Genomic DNA, 23,600 nt, shown 5'->3' on the forward strand with positions numbered 1-23,600 from the left:
ATATGAAAAATGAGCTCCACGTAATCTCAAATGGCCATATGCCATTCGAAGAGTTAGTGAATGTAGCGATGCAAATTGAGAGTGAGATTGATTATTTGCATATTCGTGAGCGTGAGAAGAGTACGAAGGAGTTATATGAAGGTGTGGAAAGTCTTTTAATGGAAGGCTTTCCGGCTTCTAAAATTGTCATAAATGATCGAATTGATATTGCAATTTTATTAAATATTCCTCGTGTTCAACTAGGGTATCGAAGCACAGATGTAAAGTCAGTGAAAGAAAAGTTTTCGTATTTGCATGTCGGTTATTCTGTGCATTCGCTAGATGAAGCGATAGTAGCATTTAAAAATGGAGCGGATTCACTCGTTTATGGTCATGTATTTCCGACAGATTGTAAAAAAGGTGTGCCAGCGAGAGGGCTTGAAGAAATTTCAGACATTGCAAGGTGTTTATCTATACCGATTACAGCAATTGGAGGAATTACTCCAGAAAACACAGTGGATGTCCTTACTAACGGTGTAAGCGGTATAGCAGTTATGTCTGGAATAGTAAGTAGTAGTAACCCGTATAGCAAAGCTAAATCTTATAAGGAATCAATGAGAAAGTGGGCGGAAAAACATGTGTAAGAAGTATGATGTAGCGATAATTGGCGGTGGTGTAATTGGTAGTTCAGTTGCACATTTTCTAGCAGAAAGAGGACATAAAGTAGCGATTATAGAGAAGCAAAGAATTGCATCTGAAGCCTCGAAAGCAGCCGCTGGTTTACTTGGGGTTCAGGCAGAATGGGATGCATATGACCCACTATTTGAACTTGCAAGAGAAAGCCGTGCTATATTTCCACAACTTGCAGAAGTTTTACGTGAAAAAACAGGCATCGATATTGGATATGAAGAGAAAGGCATTTATCGCATTGCTCAAAATGAAGAGGAGAAGGAAAGAATTCTTCACATTATGGATTGGCAGCAGAAAACAGGTGAAGATTCTTACTTTCTAACGGGAGATCGTTTACGAGAGAAAGAACCATTTCTTTCTGAGTCAATTATAGGTGCTGTATATTATCCGAAAGATGGTCATGTTATTGCACCAGAGCTTACAAAAGCATTCGCACATTCTGCATCATTTTCGGGTGCTGATATATATGAACAGACAGAATTGTTTGATATTCGTATTGAAAATAATAAAGTGACTGGAATTGTGACGAGCGAAGGGGTTATCACATGCGAGAAAGTGGTTATTGCGGGTGGTTCATGGAGCACGAAGTTACTGCGTCATTTTCACCTCGAATGGGGTACATATCCAGTTAAAGGAGAAGTAGTAGCGGTAAGAAGCAGAAAACAACTTTTAAAGGCGCCTATTTTCCAAGAAAGATTTTACATTGCACCAAAGCGCGGCGGACGTTACGTAATTGGAGCAACGATGAAGCCTCATACGTTTAATAAAACTGTGCAGCCAGAAAGTATTACTTCTATATTAGAACGCGCGTATACGATATTACCAGCTTTAAAAGAAGCAGAGTGGGAAAGCACATGGGCAGGGTTAAGACCACAATCGAATCACGAAGCTCCTTATATGGGAGAGCATGAAGAAATAAAAGGTTTATATGCTTGTACTGGGCATTATCGAAACGGTATTTTATTAAGTCCTGTTTCTGGTCAGTATATGGCGGATTTAATAGAAGGAAGGCAGGAGAATCACTTGCTAGATTCATTGCTTTCTAAAACAATTTAGAAAGGGGCTGGAAGTTTGAAGTTAAAAATTAATGGTAACCAACTTGAAGTGCCAGCGAGTGTAAAAACAGTAGCTGAGCTACTTACACATTTAGAACTAGATAACAGAATTGTTGTAGTAGAGCGTAATAAAGATATTTTACAAAAAGATGATCATACAGATACATCTGTTTTTGATGGAGACCAAATTGAGATTGTAACTTTCGTAGGAGGCGGTTGATTATGTTAAACATTGGACCATTTTCATTTCATTCTAGACTTTTATTAGGAACAGGTAAATTCCCTGATTTTGACGTACAGCAAAAGGCAATTGACGTTTCTGAAGCTGAAATTTTAACGTTTGCGGTACGTCGTATGGATATCTTTGATGCAAAGCAACCTAATTTATTAGAGAAACTTGATGTGAAAAAATATACGTTATTACCAAATACAGCAGGGGCAAAAAATGCTGAAGAGGCTGTTCGTATTGCAAAATTAGCAAAAGCGTCTGGGCTTTGTGACATGATAAAGGTAGAAGTTATTGGTGATGATAGAACGTTATTACCGGATCCGGTAGAAACGTTAAAGGCATCTGAAATGTTACTGGAAGAAGGATTTATCGTACTTCCGTACACATCTGATGATGTTGTATTAGCACGTAAATTACAAGAGCTTGGCGTGCATGCGATTATGCCAGGAGCATCTCCAATCGGATCAGGACTTGGTATTGTAAATCCATTAAATTTGAGCTTCATTATTGAACAAGCGACAGTACCAGTTATCGTCGATGCCGGTATTGGTAGCCCAGCTGATGCGGCATTTGCAATGGAATTAGGAGCAGATGGCGTGTTATTAAATACAGCTGTATCAGGAGCGAAAGATCCTATTAAAATGGCGCAGGCAATGAAATTAAGTATTGAAGCAGGCCGTTTAGGATTTGAAGCAGGTCGTATTGCACGTAAGCGTTGTGCAACTGCAAGTAGTCCTTTAGAAGGAATGAGCGTAGTTGAATAATCGATATTCTCGCCAAGAACTATTTTCTCCAATTGGAGAAGAAGGACAGCAAAAGATAAGAGAAAAGCATGTGCTTATTATCGGTGCAGGTGCATTAGGTAGTGCAAATGCAGAGATGTTTGTAAGAGCAGGTGTTGGCAAGATAACAATTGTTGACCGTGATTATGTAGATTGGAGTAATTTACAAAGACAACAATTGTATGCAGAGAGCGACGTAAAGAATAATCTTCCAAAAGCTATAGCGGCTAAAAAACGTTTAGAAGAGATTAATAGCGATGTAACAATAGAAGCTCTCGTTCAAGATGTAACAGCTGAAGAGCTAGAAGAACTTGTTACAAACGTTGATGTAATGATTGATGCGACTGATAATTTCGAAACACGCTTTATTGTGAATGATATAGCACAAAAATATTCTATTCCATGGATTTACGGTGCATGTGTAGGTAGTTACGGTCTTTCTTACACAATCCTTCCTAGTAAAACACCATGTTTATCATGTTTATTACAGTCGATTCCGCTTGGCGGGGCAACATGTGATACAGCGGGTATTATATCACCTGCTGTATCTCTTGTCGTTTCTCATCAAGTAACAGAAGCTCTTAAACTGTTAGTAGAAGATTACGAATCACTTCGAGATGGGCTTGTATCGTTTGATATGTGGAAGAATGAGTATTCATGTATGAATGTACAAAAGCTTCGCCAGCATAATTGTCCTTCATGTGGAGAGAATGCATTGTATCCGTATTTAAATAAAGAGAACACATCAAAAACAGCAGTTTTATGCGGGCGAAATACAGTTCAAATTAGACCACCTCATAAAGAAGAAATGAATTTTGAACAATATAAAGAGTTGCTGGAAGGTCGCGTGAATGATTTAAATGTAAATCCATATTTATTATCATTTTCTGTTGAAGACAAGAGGTTAGTCGCCTTTAAAGATGGCCGTGTGCTCGTACATGGAACGAAAGATATAAGCGAAGCAAAAACGATTTATCATCGCTATTTTGGATAGAAAAGGATGAGTGGGATGAAAGTGAATAAAGCTTTAACAATTGCAGGATCTGATAGTGGCGGCGGTGCTGGAATTCAGGCGGATTTAAAAACATTCCAAGAGCTTGGTGTATACGGAATGACGGCTATTACGGCAATTACTGCTCAAAACACGCTTGGCGTTCAAGGGGTATATCCTGTTCCGTTAGAAGGTATTACAGAACAGCTGAATTCAATTGGTACGGATTTAACACCAGATGCAGTGAAACTAGGAATGTTATTTAGTAGTGAAATAATTCAAATTGTTGCAGAACAAATTAAAAAATTTGGCTGGAATAATATTGTGCTAGATCCCGTTATGATCGCAAAAGGCGGTGCATCATTATTACAGCAAGAAGCAGTTCATGCATTAAAAGAATATTTATTACCAGTAGCAACCGTTATAACACCGAATGTTCCAGAAGCAGAAGTGTTAACTGGGATGGAGATTCATAATGTTGAAGATAGTAAGGAAGCTGCAAAAGTATTGCACGAATTAGGTGCTAAATATGTGCTTATGAAGGGCGGACATGCAGAATATCAAGGTAATGAAGTAATTGATTTCCTCTTTGATGGAGAAGAATTTATTGAGTTTAGAAGCGAGCGAATTCCTTCAAAGCAAACGCACGGAAGTGGGTGTACATTTGCTTCAGCGGTTACAGCAGGACTTGCGAAAGGATACTCAATTGAAGATGCTGTTCAAGAAGCAAAACGATTTATTAGTATAGCAATTGAAGAGCCATTGAATATTGGTAGTGGTCATGGACCGACGAATCATTTTGCGTATAAAGTGAATAGAACGCGTGTATAGGTAAGTGAAAAGCCAGTTTTATAACTGGCTTTTTTTCTGTTTACTTTTTCAAAATACAGGAGTAATATATCAGCCAGAATATATTTTTTTGTAAACGCTGAGTCCAATTATATGGAGCGGAGGAACCAATTTGTGCAGTGTCACTAGGGGTGAATCTTTCAAATTTGAAAGTAGGGCTACTCTCAAAGCCCGAATCCGACAGCTAACTTCGTAAGCGTCTTGAGAGAGGACGGTGCCATGATGGATACATCACTTCATCGATCTGATTAGTATAGGGGAATATCAATCTATGTTTGATTTCTTTTATACTAAGGAGGATGAGGTACATGGAACTAACACTTATTTGTGTTGGAGAAGAAAGTAAGGTAAATAGTTTAAGAGATCTAGTTGCATTTCAGCATGAGTTAATTATTTTTACAGCAAATGAAGAGGTAGCGGCTGAAGTTAGGAATTGTGGGTTTGATTGGACTTATAGTTGTAGTAAGGAGCAGGATTTTACTAGTATTTGTGAGTGCATTAAGAAGGTGATTTTACTAGGGGATGAGCTTCCAATCGTTAGTTTCTTCACAGAACACATTCGTTTTTCTTTTCAAGCACCTATTACTGTTGTTACAAGGAATAAACGATATCCAGCGAGGCTCTATGAAACAATTGGAGCTAAGTTTGTCGTGTTTACAAATTGTGATAATATTTCTTTTTTATTTTTTGAATAGGGCGGGGGAAGAAATGATGAAGGTACTATTACTTGGAGATATAGCAAATCGTTGGGCAGTATCGGTAGAGCGAGTTCAAGAATTGGTTCAGATTGATCCCCTTTTTCCCGGGCCATATATTATATTACCATCAAAAGATGCTTTGTATTTAGAGATGGATATTACCGAGTATGAGCAGCTACATGCAGAATTGACACAAGTTTATATTCGTGGGAGAAATTTACGTGCATTTTTACGAGGAGAATAAAGGTTGAATAAAAAAGAGCGAATGCTGAGTGCAACAAGCTATGCACTTCATGTCATTCGCTCTTTTTATTTCATATTTAAAAGGTCATTTTTAAGAAAAGAGAAGAGAAATAAAGAAAATAGATGAAATAATAGTAATAATCTTCAATGTAAGCGTTTAAACGAATGTAAATATTATTATTTTAAGAAATTTAGCCCTTTACAAGTGAAATATAGAGGAGTATATTTACTCTCATAAATCATTCATAAAATTTCCAAAAAAACCTAAAATCGCTGAGTTCCAGAAATGGAGCGGGGGAACCAATTTTGTGCATCGTCACTTGGGGTGAATCTTTCAGTTTTGAAAGTAGGGCTACTCTTTAGGCCCGAATCCGACAGCTAACCTCGTAAGCGTTTAGAGAGGAGGTTTACTTTTTGTTGTTCATTTTTTGAACACTGAGTAGAGCTCAGTGTTCTTTTTTAATATTTTAATGGTAAATTTTTACAAAAAGAAGAGAGGGATAGTTATGTTAGATGTTGTAATGGTCGGGATTTTTATTTTATTAGTTGCATCGATGGCAAGTCTTGCAAGTTGGTCAGATAAAGTTGTGAAAGAAGGAAAGCAATCATGATGATTGTCTTATCGGTTATTGTCGCAGCAATTACAGTGTATTTAGTGTATGCATTATTAAATCCAGAGAAGTTTTAATTAGGGGGAATCATTCATTATGATTTGGGTTGCAGTCATTATTACAATGCTCTTGTTTATTTTAGTAGCAAAGCCAACGGGGATTTATTTAGAAAAAGCTTTTCAAGGTAGCAAAACGTTAGATAAAGTATTCGGGCCTTTTGAAAAACTTATTTTTAAAATTACGGGTGTAAAAGCATACAATCAAACGTGGAAACAGTACGCATTATCATTAGTTTTATTAAATGGATTTATGATCGTTGTCGTATACTTCATTTTCAGATTACAAGGTGTGCTGCCACTAAATCCAGCGCATATTGAAGGGATGGAGCCTACGCTCGCTTTTAATACAGCAATTAGTTTTATGGCTGATACAAACTTACAGCATTATAGCGGTGAAAATGGTTTATCTTATTTATCACAATTAATCGGAATTACATTTTTAATGTTTGCGGCACCAGCAACGACATTAGCGCTCGTTATGGCTTTTATAAGAGGACTTGCTGGAAAAGAACTTGGTAACTTTTTCGTTGATTTTACGAGAGCGTTAACGAGAGTGTTTCTTCCTATCGCATTTATTGCGGCACTAGTTTTTGTCGCACTTGGTGTACCACAAACGTTAGATGGGGCGGTTACAGCACAAACGATTGAAGGTGCAAAGCAAAGTATTTTACGTGGACCTGTTGCATCATTCGTTTCCATTAAGGAACTTGGAAATAACGGCGGTGGATTTTTCGGAGCAAACTCTACGCATCCTTTCGAAAATCCAGGACAAATGAGTAATATTTTGCAAATGATGCTTATGATGTTATTACCAACAGCACTTCCATTTACGTACGGACGAATGGTCGGAAATAAAAAACAAGGCCGCATCCTTTTCGTGTCACTTTTTATGGTGTTTTTACTAGGATTTATAACGATTACGACATCTGAACTAAACGGGAATCCGGCATTAAATGGAATGGGTATCGAACATGTACAAGGAAGTACAGAAGGGAAAGAAGTACGATTTGGAACAGTATTTTCTTCACTATACGCAACAGTAACGACAGCTGCTGAAACTGGTGCTGTTAATACAATGCATGATACGTTAACACCAATTGGCGGTCTAGTTCCACTTGTAAATATGATGTTAAATACAGTGTATGGCGGCGTTGGAGCAGGCTTTGTAAATATTATTATGTATGCAATTATCGCGGTGTTTATATCTGGGTTAATGGTTGGACGGACACCAGAGTTTTTAGGTGAAAAGATTGAAGGTAAGGAAATGAAATTAATCGCGGTCACGATTTTATTTCATCCATTGCTCATTTTAGGATTTTCGGCATTAGCTCTTTCAACAAATTTAGGGACGGATGCTATTTCTCATTCTGGTTTCCACGGTTTAACGCAAGTTGTATATGAGTATACATCGTCAGCTGCGAATAACGGATCTGGATTTGAAGGATTAGGAGATAATACACCGTTTTGGAATATTACGACTGGTTTAGTTATGTTTTTAGGACGCTACTTTAGTTTAATTACGATGCTAGCTGTGGCAGCTTCGCTGAAAGAAAAAACGGTAGTGCCAGAAACAGTCGGAACGTTCCGCACAGATAATAGTTTATTTGGTGGTATCTTCATCGGAACAATTGTAATTGTCGGTGCATTAACATTCTTCCCGATGTTAGTACTCGGACCAATTGCAGAATTTCTTACATTGAAGTAATGGAGGGTAAATGATGAGACCGGTAGTAGTAAAAGAAAAACAATTAAATAAGTCACAAATACATGCTGTAGAAGATGAAGTTAGACAAGCGAAAACGATGGATCGTGATATCGTAACACATGCGATGAAACAATCCGTTGCGAAATTGAATCCGAAAGTCATGATAAAGAATCCGATTATGTTCGTTGTGGAAATTGGGTTTATCATTACGTTCATTTTATCTTTTCTTCCAAGCAGTTCTAGTAGTATACCAGGATGGTTTAATATAACAGTTTCTCTCATTCTATTATTTACAGTTTTATTTGCGAATTTTGCAGAAGCATTAGCAGAGGGTCGTGGTAAAGCGCAAGCCGATTCTTTAAAGCAGTCGAAGAAAGATGTGTTTGCAAATGTTGTAAAAGAAAATGGAGACATTGTCCAAGTTTCAGCAACTGATCTTAGAAAAGGTGACGTTGTTATCGTAAAACAAGGAGAAATGATTCCGAATGATGGCGAAGTAATCAAAGGATTAGCATCTGTAGATGAATCTGCAATTACAGGGGAATCAGCTCCTGTTATAAAAGAAGCAGGCGGTGATTTTTGTTCCGTAACAGGTGGAACGATGGTCGTAAGTGATGAAATTACAATTGTCATTACGAGTAATCCTGGTGAATCATTTATCGACAAAATGATTTCTTTAGTAGAAGGAGCTGCTCGTCAAAAAACGCCAAATGAAATTGCTTTAAATACAGTATTAACGAGCTTAACTCTTATTTTCTTGATCGTCGTTGTGACGTTGCCGATTTTTACAAATTATTTAGGTTTTCAAATTGATACAGCTGTACTCGTAGCATTGTTAGTATGTTTAATTCCAACGACAATTGGTGGTTTGCTATCAGCGATTGGTATTGCTGGGATGGACCGGGTGACAAAATTTAACGTGCTAGCGATGTCAGGGAAAGCAGTAGAAGCTGCGGGCGATATTAATACAATTATTTTAGATAAAACAGGTACAATTACTTTTGGGAACCGGATGGCTCATACATTATTGCCTGTAGGAAATGAAACGATTGAGCAAGTTGGAAAGTGGGCCGCTATTAGTTCTGTTTTAGATGAAACGCCAGAAGGTCGATCTGTTATCGAGTATGTGCAGGGAAAATCTATATCATATAATAGAGAACTTGCAGAACAAGGGGAGTTTGTTCCGTTTAAAGCAGAAACGAGAATGAGTGGTGTTGATTTACAAGACGGAACGAAAGTGAGAAAAGGTGCTGTCGGTGCCGTTATTGAATGGGTTGGGTCACAAGGTGGAACAATTCCGAAAGATGTAAATCAAAAAGCAGACTTAATTTCAAAAGAGGGCGGAACACCACTTGTAGTTGCAGTAGATAATCGTATTTACGGTTTAATTTATTTAAAGGATACAGTAAAACCGGGTATGCGTGAGCGTTTTGAACAGTTGCGCCAAATGGGGATTAAAACGGTCATGTGTACAGGTGATAATCCGTTAACAGCAGCAACGATTGCAAAAGAAGCAGGGGTAGATGAATTCGTTGCCGAGTGTAAACCAGAAGATAAGATTGCTGTTATTAAAGCAGAGCAAGATAAAGGGAAACTTGTAGCGATGACAGGTGATGGCACAAATGATGCTCCGGCATTAGCACAGGCTGACGTTGGATTAGCGATGAATAGTGGTACGACAGCTGCGAAAGAAGCAGCAAATATGATTGATTTAGACTCGAATCCAACGAAAATTATTGAGGTTGTAGGAATTGGGAAGCAATTGTTAATGACACGTGGTGCGTTGACGACATTTAGTATTGCGAATGATATAGCGAAATATTTTGCAATTATTCCAGCAATGTTTACACTTGCGATTCCGCAAATGGAAGCACTAAACATAATGAAGTTAACATCACCACTGTCAGCGATTTTATCAGCATTAATATTTAACGCTGTTATTATTCCACTACTCATTCCGTTAGCGATGAAAGGTATCGCATATAAACCGATGAGTTCTAATGCATTGCTTAGCCGAAACTTACTTATTTATGGACTTGGCGGAGTGATTGTTCCATTCATTGGAATTAAGGTAATTGATATAATTGTCGGCTTGTTCATATAAGGAAGAGGGGAAAAAGATGGAGAAGAAACAAAGTATACTATCACCAATTATCCGTATTACTTTTACATTTCTAGTGTTGTGTGGACTTGTATACCCACTTATTGTTACTGGTATTGCACAAGCCGTGATGAAGGATAATGCGGATGGAAGTCTAATATATAATGATAAAAATGAAGTGATTGGTTCTAAATTAATCGGGCAAAACTTCACGGATCCACGTTATTTTCAAGGGCGTGTTTCTAGTATTGAATATAAGGCTGAAGCATCTGGTTCAAATAACTATGCACCATCTAATCCAGATTTAGCAAAACGAGTAGAGAAAAGTATTGTGGACTGGAAGGAAAAAAATCCAGCTGTTCCAGTTACAGAAGTACCGATAGATTTAGTGACAAATTCAGGTTCAGGGCTTGATCCTGATATTAGTCCAAAGGCGGCCTCTGTGCAGGTGGATCGTATCTCGAAATTAACGAATATTCCGAAAGAAAAACTTGATCAATTGATTAAAGATCAAACAGAAGGTACTGCACTTGGTTTATTTGGAGAAGATCGAGTGAACGTCTTAAAGCTAAATTTAGCATTACAGAAATTAATGAAATAGTAATAGTGCTACCTCAATCTAACGGATTGAGGTAGCGTTGTTTCGAATGAAAGGTAGTGTTTATTTTGTATGCAGATGATTATGAACCGAAGTTTCAAAGGCGAACGCCAGAGGAATATTTAGAATATATTCGGCAACAAAATCGGGGAAAGTTAAAGCTATATGTAGGAGCAGCTCCAGGCGTAGGAAAAAGTTATAAAATGCTCTTTGATGCAAGAGAAATGAAAAAAGATGGAATTGATATTGTAATTGGTTTAATTGAAACGCACGGGAGAAAAGAAACAGAAGAAGCAATTGCTGATTTAGAGAAAGTTCCTTTGAAAGAAATACAGTATAAAGGAAAGGTATTTTATGAACTCGATGTGGAAGGAATTATAAAACGTGCGCCGCAAGTTGTTGTAGTGGATGAACTTGCGCATAGTAATGTTCCTGGTTCTAAACATAAGAAACGTTATATGGATGTGCAGGAATTGTTAGAGGCTGGTATATCGGTATTATCAGCTTTTAATATTCAACATTTGGAAAGTGTTCATGATATTGTAGCTCAAATTACGAATGTAAAAGTAAGAGAACGAATTCCAGATTTTATTTTACAAAAAGCAAATGAAATTCAGCTCGTTGATGCAACGCCCGAGGTATTAAGGAAGAGACTAATAGACGGAAAGATATATAAAGAAGAAAAAATTCAGCAAAGTTTACAAAATTTCTTTACGCTTAATAATTTAGGAGCACTTAGGGAATTATCACTTCGTGAAGTGGCAGATGATATGGACGAGAAAATTAGCCAAACAGTAATAGAACCGATTGGCGTAAAAGAAAAAATTCTTGTTTGTGTACAATACAGTTCAACAGCGGAGAAATTAATACGACGGGGATGGCGCATGGCTGATCGGTTAAATGCTGAATTGTACGTATTAAACGTTGAGAGGGAAAATATAGATTCTCTTTCAGCAGGTAAAAAACAAACAATTGAAGAGTGGAAATCGTTAACGAATCAATTTGATGCGAGTTTTGTATTAGAAGAGGCGAAAGGAAGAAAGCCAGCAGATGTTATTATTGAAGCCGCAAAAAGATTACAGGTAACGCAAATTTTACTTGGACAATCGGCTAGAACAAGGTGGGAAGAAATACGAAAAGGCTCTATTGTAAATGAAATTATGAGACAAACAAAGTATATTGATATTCATATTGTTGCGGATCAAAGAGGGTAAAATAGAGCCGACCTTTTTGGGGGCTCTATTTTACTTTTTGTACAGCATGAAAACTTAGCATTTTCATTGCATATAAGATTACAAGTAAAAACATAATTGCACCTAGGAAGAAAATCCAAAAGTAATTTTGGTTAAATAAAAGAAATCCACCTAGAAGTGGCCCTGTGCTCATACCGAGATAGCGGATGAAGTTGTACATACCGATAGCTGTTGCACGTTCTTGCACGAATTCTTCTGTTAATAAAGTAGTGTGAGTTGGCATAGAAAGTCCCATACTAAAACCGTACAAAGATGTAACGATAATGATGAATGGGATATTGATGCTATATGTGAAAGAGAATAAAACGACACATATAATATTGAAGAAACTCGTAATAAATAAAGCTTGCTTTGTTGTGAGGCGTTTTGGAAAAAACTTGTAGCAAAAACTTCCTAGCATGATAGAAAGAGACATTGGTACAAACACAAGACCAATTTCACTTGCAGCTAGATGAAATGAATTTGTTAAAATGTTCGGTAAAAAAACGAGAAAGCAAAAGTAAATACAAAATTGAATGAAGCCAATAAGAGTAATAGAAAATCCAGTTTTATTTTTTAAGATAAGAGAGTAATTCTTTTGTGCTTTAGACTGCTTAATTACATTTGGCTTTGTTTCTGGAAGTAGTGAAATGTTTATAATTAATAAGATAATGCCAAGTGTAGATAAAAAGAGGAATACAGATAAGTGACCATTTATACTGCCAAGATAACCACCTATGAGTGGAGCCATTGCAGGTGCGAGGGCAAGTAACATTTGGTATAGGCTCATCGCTTCTCCGCGTTCTTTTCCTTCAAATAAATCGCCGATAATCGTTGCTGAAACTACAGGTATAGCCGCTATTCCTATAGCTTGAACAGCTCTAAAAAAGAGAAATAAATAAATGTTTGCCGAAAAAGCACATCCGATTGAACCAATTGTACTAATGACTAAACTAGGGATAAGGACAGATTTTCTCCCTTTTGTATCAATTAAAGGTCCATATACGAGCTGCATAATTGCAAGAACGAATGTGAAAAGTGAAACTGTTACATTTACAAGATAAAGAGAAGTGTGAAAAGAATTTTGAATCATCGGTAAGATAGGTGTGTAAATATTTTGAGCGAAGGAACCGAGTAAGGCACTAATACAGACAACATATAAAATGAAAGTTAGTTTAGATTTTTTCATCTTTTTAACCTCCTTGTATTTTAGTTTCCTTGGAAACTAAATTTATTTTAACATGATTTTCTCACTTGTAAAGATGAAAATTTTTTTTTAAAATGGTATATAGTTAAATTGTTTCTTTGGAAACTTAGGAGGCGAACGGATTGAAGCATACAACGAAGCAAATGGAAATACTGTCGGACATTCGTACACTTTTGCATAAAAAAGAAGAACATTTAAAACGACAAAACGAGAAGTTTCTTTATGAGACAGGTGTAAGTAGTATGTCTTTATCTGAGTTACATGTAATCGAATGTATCGGAAAAAATGGTTTGATGAATGTAACGGCAATTACGACAGAAATGGGCATGACGAAGGGAGCAATCTCTAAAATTTGTACGAAGTTGTTTCAAAAGCAATTCGTTGAGAAGATGCAAATGTTAGATAATCAGAAGGAAATCTTCTTCCGTTTAACGGAAAGTGGAAATGAAATATATATAGCTCATGAAAAATTGCATAAAAAAGCTGAAGAAAAGTGGCTGTTACTTTTAGATGGATATACGAAAGAAGAGCAAGACTTTATTCAAAGGTTTATAAAGGATGTCTCCGATCATTTGGAAATATAATTGGAATAAAAAACTCCTTTTTCTCAAGTCTTTTGAATATAATTTCTGAAAGAACTCATATATAATAGAAAAAGATACTTAACATGGTGAATAATTAAAGAGTCAATATATATAGAGGAGCGAGTAACATGCTTGAAAATACGGGTTTAGTATTAGAGGGCGGCGGTATGCGTGGTGTATATACGGGTGGGATATTAGAATACTTTATGGAACAAGATTTATATTTTCCATATGTAATCGGTGTATCAGCTGGTGCTTGTCATGCAGCGTCGTATCTTTCCAGACAAAGAAATAGAAATAAAACGGTCAATATTGATTATGCATCACATCCGAAATATTTGTCGTATAAAAACTTATGGAGAAAACGTCAGCTATTTGATATGGATTTCATTTTTCATGAAATTCCAGAAAAGCATGTTCCGTTTGATTTTGAAACATATTTTAATAGCCCAGAACGTTTCCTTGTAGGAACGACGGATTGTGAAACTGGACAATCTGTTTATTTTGAGAAAGAAGGAACGAATGATGATGCACTAAATTTATTACAAGCGTCTAGTTCATTGCCTTTCATTGCACCAGTAGTAAATTATCGTGGTAAGCAGTTATTAGATGGCGGGATTTCTGATCCAATTCCAGTTCGTAAAGCACAGGAAGATGGATTTAAAAAATCAGTCGTTATTTTAACGAGAAATCATGGTTACGCGAAGAAAAAATCAAAATTCGGATGGATTGCAGGAAAAGCTTATAAAAAATATCCGAATCTTGTTAACACGATGTTGAATCGTTATGAAGTGTATAATGAAACACTTCACTATATTGAAAAAGAAGAGCAAGCTGGTAATTTATTTGTTATTCGCCCAGAAGTGCCGCTTCAAGTAGATCGTATGGAAAAAGATACAGCAAAACTACAAAGTTTATACGAGCAAGGCTATGAAGATGCAAAGAGACAATTTGCAGATTTACAGGCGTTCTTACAAAAATAATAATTAGGCTGTGGAGATGGAGTTCTCTGCAGTCTTTTTTGTATTACTTGCTTATGTTACTTTTAAAAAATGTATGAATGTTTAAGTGTTTAAAGAGTTTGTAAAACATTGGGGCGTCGTATTGAGGAGAATTTACTTGAGAGGTATTATGACGATGTAGCGCTACTAAACTATTAAATTTATGAGGTGATTGTTAATGAAAGGAAAAGTTTTTTCAATTACGACTTTAGTATTATTAGCAACATCAATCTCAACAAGTGCATTTTATCCAACTCTAAGCGGTCACAAAAGCGGTAACCTACTATCTTACAGAGCTCAAACTACTACGAATCAAAATGCATCTCGTTGTTCAGTAGCAATTTCTTTTATTAAATCAAATGGAAATAATTCATATATTGAAAGCGCTTCAGATAAATTAGGATCCCATGAATCTGGAAGAGCATTAAACGCAACTGTGAGTAATGGTGCATATAACGCCTTTGGTGCAAAAGGACTATACTCGGAGCATTATGCAAATGAGAATAATGACTATCAAGAAGATACACACAAAGGTACTTTTGATAGTAACGGTAACTTACGATTACAGTGGTAAAAAGCATTAAACAGTTGTCTTTATAAATATTTGGATAAGGAGAAGGGGATGTTCATCATCTCCTTCTTATTTAAAAGGAGTAGAGACATGTATTTAGCTTTTAAAAATATAAAAAACAACAAACTGTTTTCAGTCATTCTTCTTATGTCATTTTTTATTTCTTTTCTTTCTATATCAATATCCGCACTTTTAACAGAGTCTAAACGAAACTTTATATCTGCTTTTCAAATCGGTTTTCCAGAGAAGAATCAAATTTTAACTGTTCCGATAGCGAATGCAACTGAATTGGAAGAGATAATTCCTTTCATACAAGATACTTTTGTTAAAAGTGATATTTATGTAGAGCATTTAAAAGCATTAAATAGTTCAGGGGCAACAAAGATCATAGCTGTGAACTTAAAAGATGATTATTATTGGAAGCCATATATTTCTGAAGGACAATATTTTCATCGTGAAAATGTAAACGATATGGTTGTTGGCGATCAAACGAATGTAGAGGAGTTATATGAATTTGATGATACATATAAAAAAATAGGAACTATATCAAGAAAAGACAGTGACGTCGGTGTAGCAGGTATATACGTTCCACTTCAAAACTTACCTACTATATCTAAAAAAGGTATTATCGCGAGTAAACAATTACAATTAACAGTTGTTAATCCTACATCATCTATTCATAACGAAATAAAAAAGTTTATGGGGAGGAGTAAAGATGTACTTTCGGGAGATGTTCAAATACTGAATGAACGAGATCTTCAGGAACTACATGTGACACATATAGATCCAGCAAATAAGTATTATTATAAATTCATTCTTGTTGCAATTGTTTCTGGCATTTCTGCGGTTTTATTTTGGATTTATAAAAAAGAAAGAGAGATTTCATTAAAAAAAGCAGTAGGTGCTTCTAATAGATCTATTTACTGTGAACTATATGTTCAAATTTTGTTTATTTCTCTAGTGGCGATGTTGTTGGTTTTTCTGGTGTTAGAAATGTTTTCTGGAATAATTCATACGTATTTTCAGACATACTTATTAAAACCGTTAACACCATATGTATTGGTATGTAATATTGTTTTTATAATTTTTCTTACAATGTTTGTTACTGTAATTCCAATCAAGCACATTATAAATATATATCCTGGAAAACATTTAAGAACGTAGGAGGTCTTCATGTTTTTTATATTTGATTCTATACGGTCTGTGAAAAAACGGTTGTTACCAAGTTTGATTATAGTAATTTCTTTAATTATTGCATTTTCTTCAGCAATAGAATTTGTTAGTAATCTTTCGGGATATCGAAAAATGATGACGTTAGCAAATAATTTATCAACTCATAAAAATTTCTATGAACTTTATGCGACGCAAGATATAACATTGTTTAGCGAAGAAAAAGCGAAAAATGATTATCAAGATTTCATGCAAGGGTTATCTAATACGATACCAATAACAAATAAAACAAATTATTTGTTCCGTAACTATTCACTTAGTTTAAAAAAAGAAAATGGAACGATAAAGACTCTTATTGTTGATAAAGATATTAATAAGTACTTTCATATACGAATTTCACAAGGAAGATATTTTGAGGAATCGGAATTTCATAAATCAGTATTTGATATTAGACCTGTTATATTAGGGGCTAATTATATAGAAAAGGTATCTATTGGTGATGTTATACGATCTGGAAAAATGAAGCTAAAAGTAATTGGCTTTTTAGAAAAAAATTCACCATTTACATATCCTCGAAGTGGTGAAATATCGGATAATCGTATTACATTATTAGATGACATGGCGATTTTACCAATTGGAACAGAAGAAATAGAGTTCTATAGTGTAGAACTTTTATACAATGGGTTAATTATAGAAACAAAGGAGAAGATAAATATAAATGAATTTCAAAAGAAAGTATTAAAGGTAACGGAAGGTAAGGGGTATTCGTATTATGTTACAAATCCGAATAAATTGTTAGAAAATGAAAAACAAGGTATTGATAATATGTCATACCCCTTATTATTAAGCGGTACAGTCTTATTTTTTTCATTTCTATCTATTGTATTGACATCAATGGCAACACTTTATATAGAGCGTAAAAATATTTCTATTAAATCAGCGTTAGGTGCAAGCACTTTTCAAATATGTCTTCCATTTATTATTGAGTATATGTTGTTATTCATTTTATCGATATGTATAGGAATTACGTATTTTCAATGGGAGAATAGCGGAGCGATTGAAATTCAAAAAGAGCTAGAAAATAGTACCGTATCTTTTTTTGGAACGTTAAAAGTCTCTATAGAATCATTGGTTGTTATAGGTGCTTTATCACTTGTAATGATCCTCGTTATATATGCAATCATTTATTTAAATGTACTAAAAATAAAAAATACATATATGAAAGAGGTGTTATAGATGATTCAGCTCGCAAATGTGGCTAAGGGATACGGAAAGAGCAATTTTAGTGCTTTAAAAGATATTAATCTTACAATAGAAAAAGGCGAAATGATAGCCATTATGGGACCATCTGGTTCTGGGAAATCAACCTTGCTTAACATTATTGGCTTAATTGAGAGCCCCTCTACTGGAATGTATTTTTTAGATGGAATGGATACGAGTACATTCAAGTCAAACTATCATAAGTATAGAAACACGGAAGTTGGATTTGTATTTCAGAACTTTTCGCTATTAGATGATTATACAGTTGTTGAAAATGTAATGCTTCCGCTTGTATATAGAAAAATTTCTCATAAGAAACGTATACAAATATCAAAAGAAATGCTGGAAATGGTAGGACTGGAAAGGCATATTAACAAATATCCTTACGAGTTATCAGGAGGAGAACAGCAAAGAACAGCAATAGCAAGGGCTTTAGCACAAGATACAAAAATTATACTTGCTGATGAACCGACTGGTGCTCTCGATCAAGAAAACGGGAAGAAAATTATGAGCATTTTAAAAGAGATTAATAAACAAGGAAAAACGGTGCTAGTTGTTACACATGATCAAAAGGTAGCTGCATATTGTCAGAGGACGATACGGTTACTTGATGGTTGTATGGTATAATATGGATAATGTTATATGAAGAGGTGATACATATGGAAAATGTATATAAAGGACTTAGGCATACCGGATTTACTGCAATGCTTATTTTTGGAGGGGTATTTTTACTTCGCTGGCTCATACATGATGAGATGCTACTGGATCAGCTTATTGGATTTAGTGTAGGAATGGTAATGGTTGTTTCGTCAGTTTCCATTCAAAAGTATAGTAAAGAATTACAGATGAATGAGAAATATTAATAATTTTTAACTGCTGTTATCTTTTTCATAGTTTAGTAATCGTGGAGGCTTTCGTGTGATTGTTGCAAAGGGAAAATAGAGCATCGAATTTTGAAGTGACCCCTAAAAGTTAGACACGGTTATTTCATTAGGCAGCTTGATAAAAGTGAGTCCGGTATTGTACCGGGCTCATTTTTAATTTTGCCTTAATCCGTTTCGTATTATAATAATCTATATATTTTTCTAATTCTATTTTAAAGTGCTCTACATTTTCAAATTCTTTTATGTAGAGGAACTCCGACTTCATAATCCCAAAGAAATTTTCTATTACTGCGTTGTCGTAACAGTTTCCTTTTCGAGACATACTCTGGACGATAGCTCTTGATTCAAGTGTCCGGACGTACTGTCTCATTTGATAATGCCATCCTTGATCCGAATGCATCAGTAGCTGGTGGGTTTCGGGTAAACGTTCCAATGCTTTCTCTAACATGTCTGAAACAAGCGAATACGTCGGTCTAGAACCAATTGTATAGGTAATAATTTCACCATTATACAAATCTAATACAGGTGATACATACAGTTTTTCTCCAAACAATTTAAACTCTGTGATGTCTGTTATCCACTTTTGATTCGGTGCATCTGTATGAAAATTACGCTCTAAAATATTAGGTGCAATTCTACCGACTTTTCCTTTATAGGATTTATATTTCTTCATACGCACAACACACTTTAACCCAAGCTCTTTCATAATGCGCTGAACCTTCTTGTGGTTCACTTTCTGGCCACGATTCGTTAATTCATCACGAATGCGACGGTAACCATAACGACCTTCATTTTCCTCATAAATCGCTTTAATCTCAGCTTTCAAATCGGCATCTACATCTGGACGATTCATTTTCTTTACTAAATCATAATACGTGCTTCGAGGAATAGTAGCTAGCTCCACGAGTGCCTTGACCGAATATTTATGCCTTAATTCATAGACTACTTGCGCTTTGTCTTGTTTTGTGATTTTTCCTTGTTTTGAACTAAGGCATTTAACTTTTTTAAGTACTCATTTTCCATCTCAAGCTGTTTAATGCGTGCTTCAAGTGCTTCGACTGATCCTTCAGCTAAAGGTTGTTTCAATTGTTTATTTGAATCTTTTTTCATGGATGGACGCCCCTTTTTCTTAGATTGAAGGGCATCAATTCCTTGTGTTTCGAGCTGTTTTTTCCAAACAGAAATCGTTGAAGGGGCAGGAATATTAAAGATAGCTGCCGTCTCAAATAAGGACATACCGTTTTCAATCATAAAGTTTAGTACGTCTAGTTTAAATTGTTGTGTGTAATTTGTACATCGTTTTAGAAAAGCTTCCAGACCATTCTGTTTATATTGGTTTACCCAATTCAAAATGATTGTGTCACTTATACCGAGCGATCTACCCAGTTCTCGATAACTTTCATTTCCGTTCAAATAACGTAGAACGATTTGTATTTTTTCATCAGCTGTAAATTTAGCCATAGAAAAACTGCACCTCCAATTGTTAGACTGTGTCTAACAATTGGGGTGCAGTTCATTTACGCTTCTTTTTAATAAATGAAAAGGCTAAAGCTGTAATTAAAATACTGCCTTTAATGATATCTTGTGCATAATAAGGAACGTTCATCATTGTGAGGCCATTTAGTATAATTCCGATTAATACCGATCCGAGGAATGTTCCGACTATATTTGGTTTCTTGGCACCGAACATTGCGTAACCGATATAGGCAGCTGCGACTGCATCCATTAATAATGGAGCACCAGCTGAAACTTGTCCTGTTCCAACGCGGCTGCATAGAATAATGCCGCCAATAGAAGCTAGTAAACCACTAATCATATAAGCATATACACGGTAACGATCAGTAGGAATACCGGCTAATCTAGCAGCTTCTCGATTCCCACCAGTCATATAAAAGAAACGACCGTACGTTGTTTTTTCTAAAAATAGATGTGCAATTAAAACGACAGTAAGCATGATAATGACAGGGACTGGAATTCCTAAGACGGAACCTTGACCGATAAATAAAAAGGATGGAATAAAATGTCCTGTTGCACCGGACATTCCTTCATAAATTGAGGATCCTTTTGAAAATGTTAAGTGTAGTCCATTAACGATATACATGATACTTAATGTAGCTAGTAAATCGGGTAGTTTAATTCGGATAACGAGTAGTGCATTTAATAATCCAACTAATAATCCGCAAAGAATAGGAACAAGGAGTGTAACTAATAGTTCTTGTCGATATAAAACGAGACAAGAAGCAGCTGCAATTGTTGCTAAACTAGCGGTAGAGCCGACTGATAAATCAAACCCATCTACAATCAATGTAAAGGTAACGCCGATTGCAAGTAACGTTACGATGGAAATAGAACGTAAAATATCACTAATATTGTTATATGTTAAAAAAGAATCATTGACGATAGAGAAAAAAATTGTAACACCTATAATAATAGCAATTGTACTAAATTGATAAAAAAGATGAGTAGGTAAATATAGTTTCTTAGTTTTCGTTTTATGAACGAGATTCAATGGAATAGCTCCCTTCAGATAAATGTAAAAGCTGTTCAGGAGATAGTTCGCTTGGTAAGTATTCACCTACAAATTCTCCGTTTGCCAGTATAAGAATGCGATCAGCGATATGCAACGCTTCATCTTGTTCTCCTGTGAAATAAATTACGTAACTTCCGTTTTCTGTAATGTTGCGAATGAATTGAAAAATGTCTTGTTTCGCAGCGATGTCTACACCTTTAGTTGGCTCGTCTAAAAGAAATAGATTAGGTTTGAATCCACTCCACTTTGCAATTGAGACTTTTTGTTGGTTTCCACCGCTAAGTGAATGAATAAGTGCCTTTGGGTCATTTGGTGAAATACCGAAAGAAGAAATTGCTGTAGTAGCATCATTTAATTCGGTTTGTTTTCGTTTCCAACCTGATTGATGTAAATTTGTGTGACTTATAATATCTTCCGAAAGAAATACGCCTTGTTTTCTTCTTTCTTCTGGTACAAGTGCGATTTTCGCTTTAATCGCATCTCGTGGTGTTTTAATCGTTAGTTTTTGACCGTCTATTTCTGCGTGATAAGTATGACGAGCACCAAATAACGTTTCAGCAAGTGTTGTTTTTCCACTTCCAATTAATCCGTATATCACAACAGTTTCTCCTTTTCGTATTGTAAGAGAAAGGGGAGAATGACCTTCGTGTAATAGAAGCTCTTGTACTTTAAATAGTTCCTCGCTCCCGGTTTTTGGTGCTGTATTAATAGGAAGTGTAAGTTGTTTTCCAGTCATTGCTTCCACAATTTGTTGATCTGTAATCGTTGTAATGGTTTCAGAAAGGGCAACTTGACCGTTATGTAATACAGTTACATCATCCGCGAAATTTCGAATCTCTGATAAACGATGAGAAACTAAAAGGATGCCAATTCCTTTTGATGTTAAATCTTTTAATAGCTTCCCAAAGGTTTCAACTTCTTTTGGTCCAAGAGAAGAAGTAGGTTCATCTAATAAAAGGTAATTTGTATTGTTAGATAAAGCTCTTGCGATAAGAAGTAATTGTTTTTCATGTAATGAACAGTTTGAAACATCTTCCGAAACATTTAAATTTACCTGTACAGTTTGCAAATGTTGTTTAGCGAGTGCGACTAATTTGGACTTTGAAAATAGTACTTTATTTTGCATTGCTAAATGATCGATTAGTACATTTTCTAATACAGATAATCCGTGAATAAGTCCGTGATCTACTTCTTGTGTTACGAAAGAAATGCCATGCTTTTTTGCATCGCGCGGTGAAGTAAAGGAAACAGACTGAGTATCAATTTTTATATCGCCAAAAACTGGTTGAATTTCACCAGTTGCTATTTTTAGTAAAGTACTTTTTCCCGCACCGTTCATGCCTAGTAAAGCGTGTACTTTTCCTTTTTGAATATGAATAGAAACATCTTCTAGAACAGGTGTAGCGACATGATAAGAATGTGTAATGTTTTGAAGAGAGAACGTCATCATTTTTTCTCCTTCTCTAATTTTTTCATCCAAGGGGAATATGCATCTTTTGAGTCTCCCCAACCGTTTATATATTTTGATAACTGATCCATTGTTATATTTTCTTTTGGTAAACTATTTTTCTTTACTAAATAAGGTTCTAGTGAATAAATATCTGGCGTTTGTTCACCAGCAATTTTTTTGTATAAAAATCGTACTTGAACCTTACCTACTTCAGCTGGATCAGTTGCAGCTGTAGCAGTCCAAGGTGAGTTTTCTTTTTGCATGAGTTGTAAATCCTCATTACTTAAGTCAATGCTATATACTTTTATATCTGTACGACCAGCTTGTTCAAGTGCTTTAACAGTCCCTTTAGCAAACTCATCCCACGAAGCGAAAATAGCTTGTAAATCGCCTTTTTTCGGATATTTCTTTAGTAAAGCTTCTACTTGTGTTTGTGTATCGAGTGGCGTGTTATTACTAGCAGTACCGAATCTTGCGACTTCTTCTATATTTGGATACCGTTTATAAAAAGTATCAATGATAACATTGCGACGTTCCATTGGAGCAAATCCGCCGACCCATACAACTGCGATATTTCCTTGTCCATTCAAATCTTCCGCTAACGTTTTTAATGATTTCCATGCAAGACTATAGTCATCTTGATCAATAATTGTCACACCTGGCAAGCGTAGATCGTTATCGAACGCAACTACGGGAATGTTCGCTTGTAACGCTTTTTCTACTCCAGGTTTTAGTGCTTCAGAACGGCCATGATCAATTAAAATACCATCCACTTTTGAATTAATAGCAGTATCTAAATTTGCAGCCATTTTTGCTAAATCGTTATCAGAATTGTAGACTTGTACACTGCCGCCAAATAGCTCAACTTGTTTTTTGACACCCTCAATATATTGAGAGGAAAAAGTTCCGATGGACATTTGCATAATTAATGCGATTTTTAATGGCTTCTTTATTTGGCTTGGAATTTCTGTTTGTAATTGATTTTCTACCGTTGTAGTCGCCTTTCTCACAGTTTGTTGCTTTTGTGAAGAGATAGCATCTTGTTCATTTGTACAAGCTGCTAATGTAAATAAGAGAAAAATAAGTACGATGGAACATAATTTTTTCATAAAAAAATCCCT

At 35.6% G+C, this 23,600-nt stretch carries 27 protein-coding genes and 2 riboswitches; of the genes, 22 read left to right on the plus strand and 5 right to left on the minus strand.

Features of this window, described 5'->3' with window-relative positions:
- The first annotated feature begins 2 nt into the window (after positions 1 to 2).
- The 15 genes from tenI (at position 3) to kdpDN (ending at position 11,804) form a co-directional block, all read left to right on the plus strand.
- A complete protein-coding gene (gene tenI / locus AC241_RS03905) occupies positions 3 to 623 on the plus strand; it encodes a thiazole tautomerase TenI (protein ID WP_050842599.1) in 621 nt (206 codons plus the stop codon).
- Positions 616 to 1,725 carry a glycine oxidase ThiO gene (thiO, locus tag AC241_RS03910; RefSeq protein ID WP_050842601.1) on the plus strand — a complete coding sequence of 370 codons (1,110 nt, stop codon included), beginning with the start codon at positions 616 to 618 and terminating at the stop codon, positions 1,723 to 1,725. Before tenI ends, thiO begins: the two co-directional genes overlap by 8 nt.
- Before the next feature lie 15 nt (positions 1,726 to 1,740).
- Positions 1,741 to 1,944 carry a sulfur carrier protein ThiS gene (thiS, locus tag AC241_RS03915; RefSeq protein WP_016082796.1) on the plus strand — a complete coding sequence of 68 codons (204 nt, stop codon included), beginning with the start codon at positions 1,741 to 1,743 and terminating at the stop codon, positions 1,942 to 1,944.
- A gap of 2 nt (positions 1,945 to 1,946) precedes the next feature.
- A complete protein-coding gene (thiG, locus tag AC241_RS03920) occupies positions 1,947 to 2,717 on the plus strand; it encodes a thiazole synthase (protein WP_000931981.1) in 771 nt (256 codons plus the stop codon).
- Positions 2,710 to 3,729, plus strand: coding sequence for a thiazole biosynthesis adenylyltransferase ThiF (thiF, locus tag AC241_RS03925; protein ID WP_016082795.1), 1,020 nt, complete (start codon positions 2,710 to 2,712; stop codon positions 3,727 to 3,729). Before thiG ends, thiF begins: the two co-directional genes overlap by 8 nt.
- A 15-nt stretch (positions 3,730 to 3,744) precedes the next feature.
- Complete coding sequence (gene thiD / locus AC241_RS03930; RefSeq protein ID WP_029441655.1) at positions 3,745 to 4,557, plus strand: bifunctional hydroxymethylpyrimidine kinase/phosphomethylpyrimidine kinase; 813 nt, start codon at positions 3,745 to 3,747, stop codon at positions 4,555 to 4,557.
- Positions 4,558 to 4,642: 85 nt separating this feature from the next.
- Positions 4,643 to 4,790: riboswitch (cyclic di-AMP (ydaO/yuaA leader) on the plus strand.
- A 93-nt stretch (positions 4,791 to 4,883) separates the two neighbouring features.
- Entirely contained in the window at positions 4,884 to 5,270 is a 387-nt protein-coding gene (locus AC241_RS03935) for a hypothetical protein (RefSeq protein WP_029441656.1), read from the plus strand.
- A gap of 13 nt (positions 5,271 to 5,283) precedes the next feature.
- On the plus strand, positions 5,284 to 5,517 hold the full coding sequence (locus AC241_RS03940; protein WP_002025339.1) for a hypothetical protein: 234 nt from the start codon (positions 5,284 to 5,286) through the stop codon (positions 5,515 to 5,517).
- Between the two features lie 3 nt (positions 5,518 to 5,520).
- Complete coding sequence (locus AC241_RS35655; RefSeq protein WP_001034421.1) at positions 5,521 to 5,643, plus strand: hypothetical protein; 123 nt, start codon at positions 5,521 to 5,523, stop codon at positions 5,641 to 5,643.
- 134 nt (positions 5,644 to 5,777) lie between these two features.
- Positions 5,778 to 5,923, plus strand: a riboswitch (cyclic di-AMP (ydaO/yuaA leader).
- 99 nt (positions 5,924 to 6,022) lie between these two features.
- Positions 6,023 to 6,127, plus strand: coding sequence for a SipW-dependent-type signal peptide-containing protein (locus tag AC241_RS03945; protein WP_000887894.1), 105 nt, complete (start codon positions 6,023 to 6,025; stop codon positions 6,125 to 6,127).
- Positions 6,127 to 6,204: a K(+)-transporting ATPase subunit F gene (gene kdpF, locus AC241_RS03950; RefSeq protein ID WP_223153441.1), complete on the plus strand. Its 78-nt coding sequence runs from the start codon at positions 6,127 to 6,129 to the stop codon at positions 6,202 to 6,204. The genes AC241_RS03945 and kdpF overlap by 1 nt, the downstream gene beginning before the upstream one ends.
- 19 nt (positions 6,205 to 6,223) lie before the next feature.
- Positions 6,224 to 7,891 (plus strand): potassium-transporting ATPase subunit KdpA, encoded by a 1,668-nt coding sequence (kdpA, locus tag AC241_RS03955; RefSeq protein WP_050842603.1) that lies wholly within the window; start codon positions 6,224 to 6,226, stop codon positions 7,889 to 7,891.
- Between the two features lie 13 nt (positions 7,892 to 7,904).
- Positions 7,905 to 9,995: a potassium-transporting ATPase subunit KdpB gene (kdpB, locus tag AC241_RS03960; protein ID WP_029441657.1), complete on the plus strand. Its 2,091-nt coding sequence runs from the start codon at positions 7,905 to 7,907 to the stop codon at positions 9,993 to 9,995.
- A gap of 16 nt (positions 9,996 to 10,011) precedes the next feature.
- Positions 10,012 to 10,593, plus strand: coding sequence for a K(+)-transporting ATPase subunit C (gene kdpC, locus AC241_RS03965; protein ID WP_050842605.1), 582 nt, complete (start codon positions 10,012 to 10,014; stop codon positions 10,591 to 10,593).
- A 56-nt stretch (positions 10,594 to 10,649) separates the two neighbouring features.
- A complete protein-coding gene (gene kdpDN, locus AC241_RS03970) occupies positions 10,650 to 11,804 on the plus strand; it encodes a KdpD-like non-kinase potassium sensor (protein ID WP_080681700.1) in 1,155 nt (384 codons plus the stop codon).
- Positions 11,805 to 11,829: 25 nt separating this feature from the next.
- On the opposite strand, the gene AC241_RS03975 is transcribed toward kdpDN, so the two are convergent.
- Positions 11,830 to 13,011 (minus strand): MFS transporter, encoded by a 1,182-nt coding sequence (locus AC241_RS03975; protein WP_050842607.1) that lies wholly within the window; start codon positions 13,009 to 13,011, stop codon positions 11,830 to 11,832.
- A gap of 140 nt (positions 13,012 to 13,151) precedes the next feature.
- On the opposite strand from AC241_RS03975, the gene AC241_RS03980 reads away from it, so the two are divergent.
- From AC241_RS03980 to AC241_RS04010, 7 genes are all read left to right on the plus strand, one after another.
- Entirely contained in the window at positions 13,152 to 13,613 is a 462-nt protein-coding gene (locus tag AC241_RS03980; protein ID WP_029441660.1) for a MarR family transcriptional regulator, read from the plus strand.
- A gap of 128 nt (positions 13,614 to 13,741) precedes the next feature.
- Complete coding sequence (locus AC241_RS03985; RefSeq protein WP_016082786.1) at positions 13,742 to 14,596, plus strand: patatin-like phospholipase family protein; 855 nt, start codon at positions 13,742 to 13,744, stop codon at positions 14,594 to 14,596.
- A gap of 196 nt (positions 14,597 to 14,792) precedes the next feature.
- Entirely contained in the window at positions 14,793 to 15,188 is a 396-nt protein-coding gene (locus AC241_RS03990; RefSeq protein ID WP_000676983.1) for a hypothetical protein, read from the plus strand.
- 87 nt (positions 15,189 to 15,275) lie between these two features.
- Positions 15,276 to 16,349, plus strand: coding sequence for an ABC transporter permease (locus AC241_RS03995; RefSeq protein ID WP_050842609.1), 1,074 nt, complete (start codon positions 15,276 to 15,278; stop codon positions 16,347 to 16,349).
- A 9-nt stretch (positions 16,350 to 16,358) separates the two neighbouring features.
- Positions 16,359 to 17,591 (plus strand): ABC transporter permease, encoded by a 1,233-nt coding sequence (locus tag AC241_RS04000; RefSeq protein ID WP_043936753.1) that lies wholly within the window; start codon positions 16,359 to 16,361, stop codon positions 17,589 to 17,591.
- Positions 17,592 to 18,242 carry an ABC transporter ATP-binding protein gene (locus tag AC241_RS04005; RefSeq protein ID WP_043936755.1) on the plus strand — a complete coding sequence of 217 codons (651 nt, stop codon included), beginning with the start codon at positions 17,592 to 17,594 and terminating at the stop codon, positions 18,240 to 18,242.
- Positions 18,243 to 18,250: 8 nt separating this feature from the next.
- On the plus strand, positions 18,251 to 18,478 hold the full coding sequence (locus tag AC241_RS04010) for a hypothetical protein (protein ID WP_140163946.1): 228 nt from the start codon (positions 18,251 to 18,253) through the stop codon (positions 18,476 to 18,478).
- Between the two features lie 127 nt (positions 18,479 to 18,605).
- Here the strand turns inward: AC241_RS04010 and AC241_RS32510 are convergent.
- From AC241_RS32510 to AC241_RS04035, 4 genes are all read right to left on the minus strand, one after another.
- A protein-coding gene (locus AC241_RS32510) for an IS3 family transposase (RefSeq protein WP_155417044.1) occupies positions 18,606 to 19,960 on the minus strand; the annotation gives its coding sequence in 2 pieces (ribosomal slippage) (positions 18,606 to 19,507 and positions 19,507 to 19,960; 1,356 coding nt in all).
- A 52-nt stretch (positions 19,961 to 20,012) separates the two neighbouring features.
- Positions 20,013 to 21,008 carry an ABC transporter permease gene (locus AC241_RS04025; protein WP_001054980.1) on the minus strand — a complete coding sequence of 332 codons (996 nt, stop codon included), beginning with the start codon at positions 21,006 to 21,008 and terminating at the stop codon, positions 20,013 to 20,015.
- Entirely contained in the window at positions 20,992 to 22,479 is a 1,488-nt protein-coding gene (locus AC241_RS04030) for a sugar ABC transporter ATP-binding protein (RefSeq protein ID WP_050844805.1), read from the minus strand. Before AC241_RS04030 ends, AC241_RS04025 begins: the two co-directional genes overlap by 17 nt.
- Entirely contained in the window at positions 22,476 to 23,588 is a 1,113-nt protein-coding gene (locus tag AC241_RS04035) for a sugar ABC transporter substrate-binding protein (protein WP_050842611.1), read from the minus strand. The genes AC241_RS04030 and AC241_RS04035 overlap by 4 nt, the downstream gene beginning before the upstream one ends.
- Positions 23,589 to 23,600 lie beyond the last annotated feature (12 nt).

Source organism: Bacillus thuringiensis, assembly GCF_001182785.1.
GTDB lineage: Bacteria > Bacillota > Bacilli > Bacillales > Bacillaceae_G > Bacillus_A > Bacillus_A thuringiensis_S.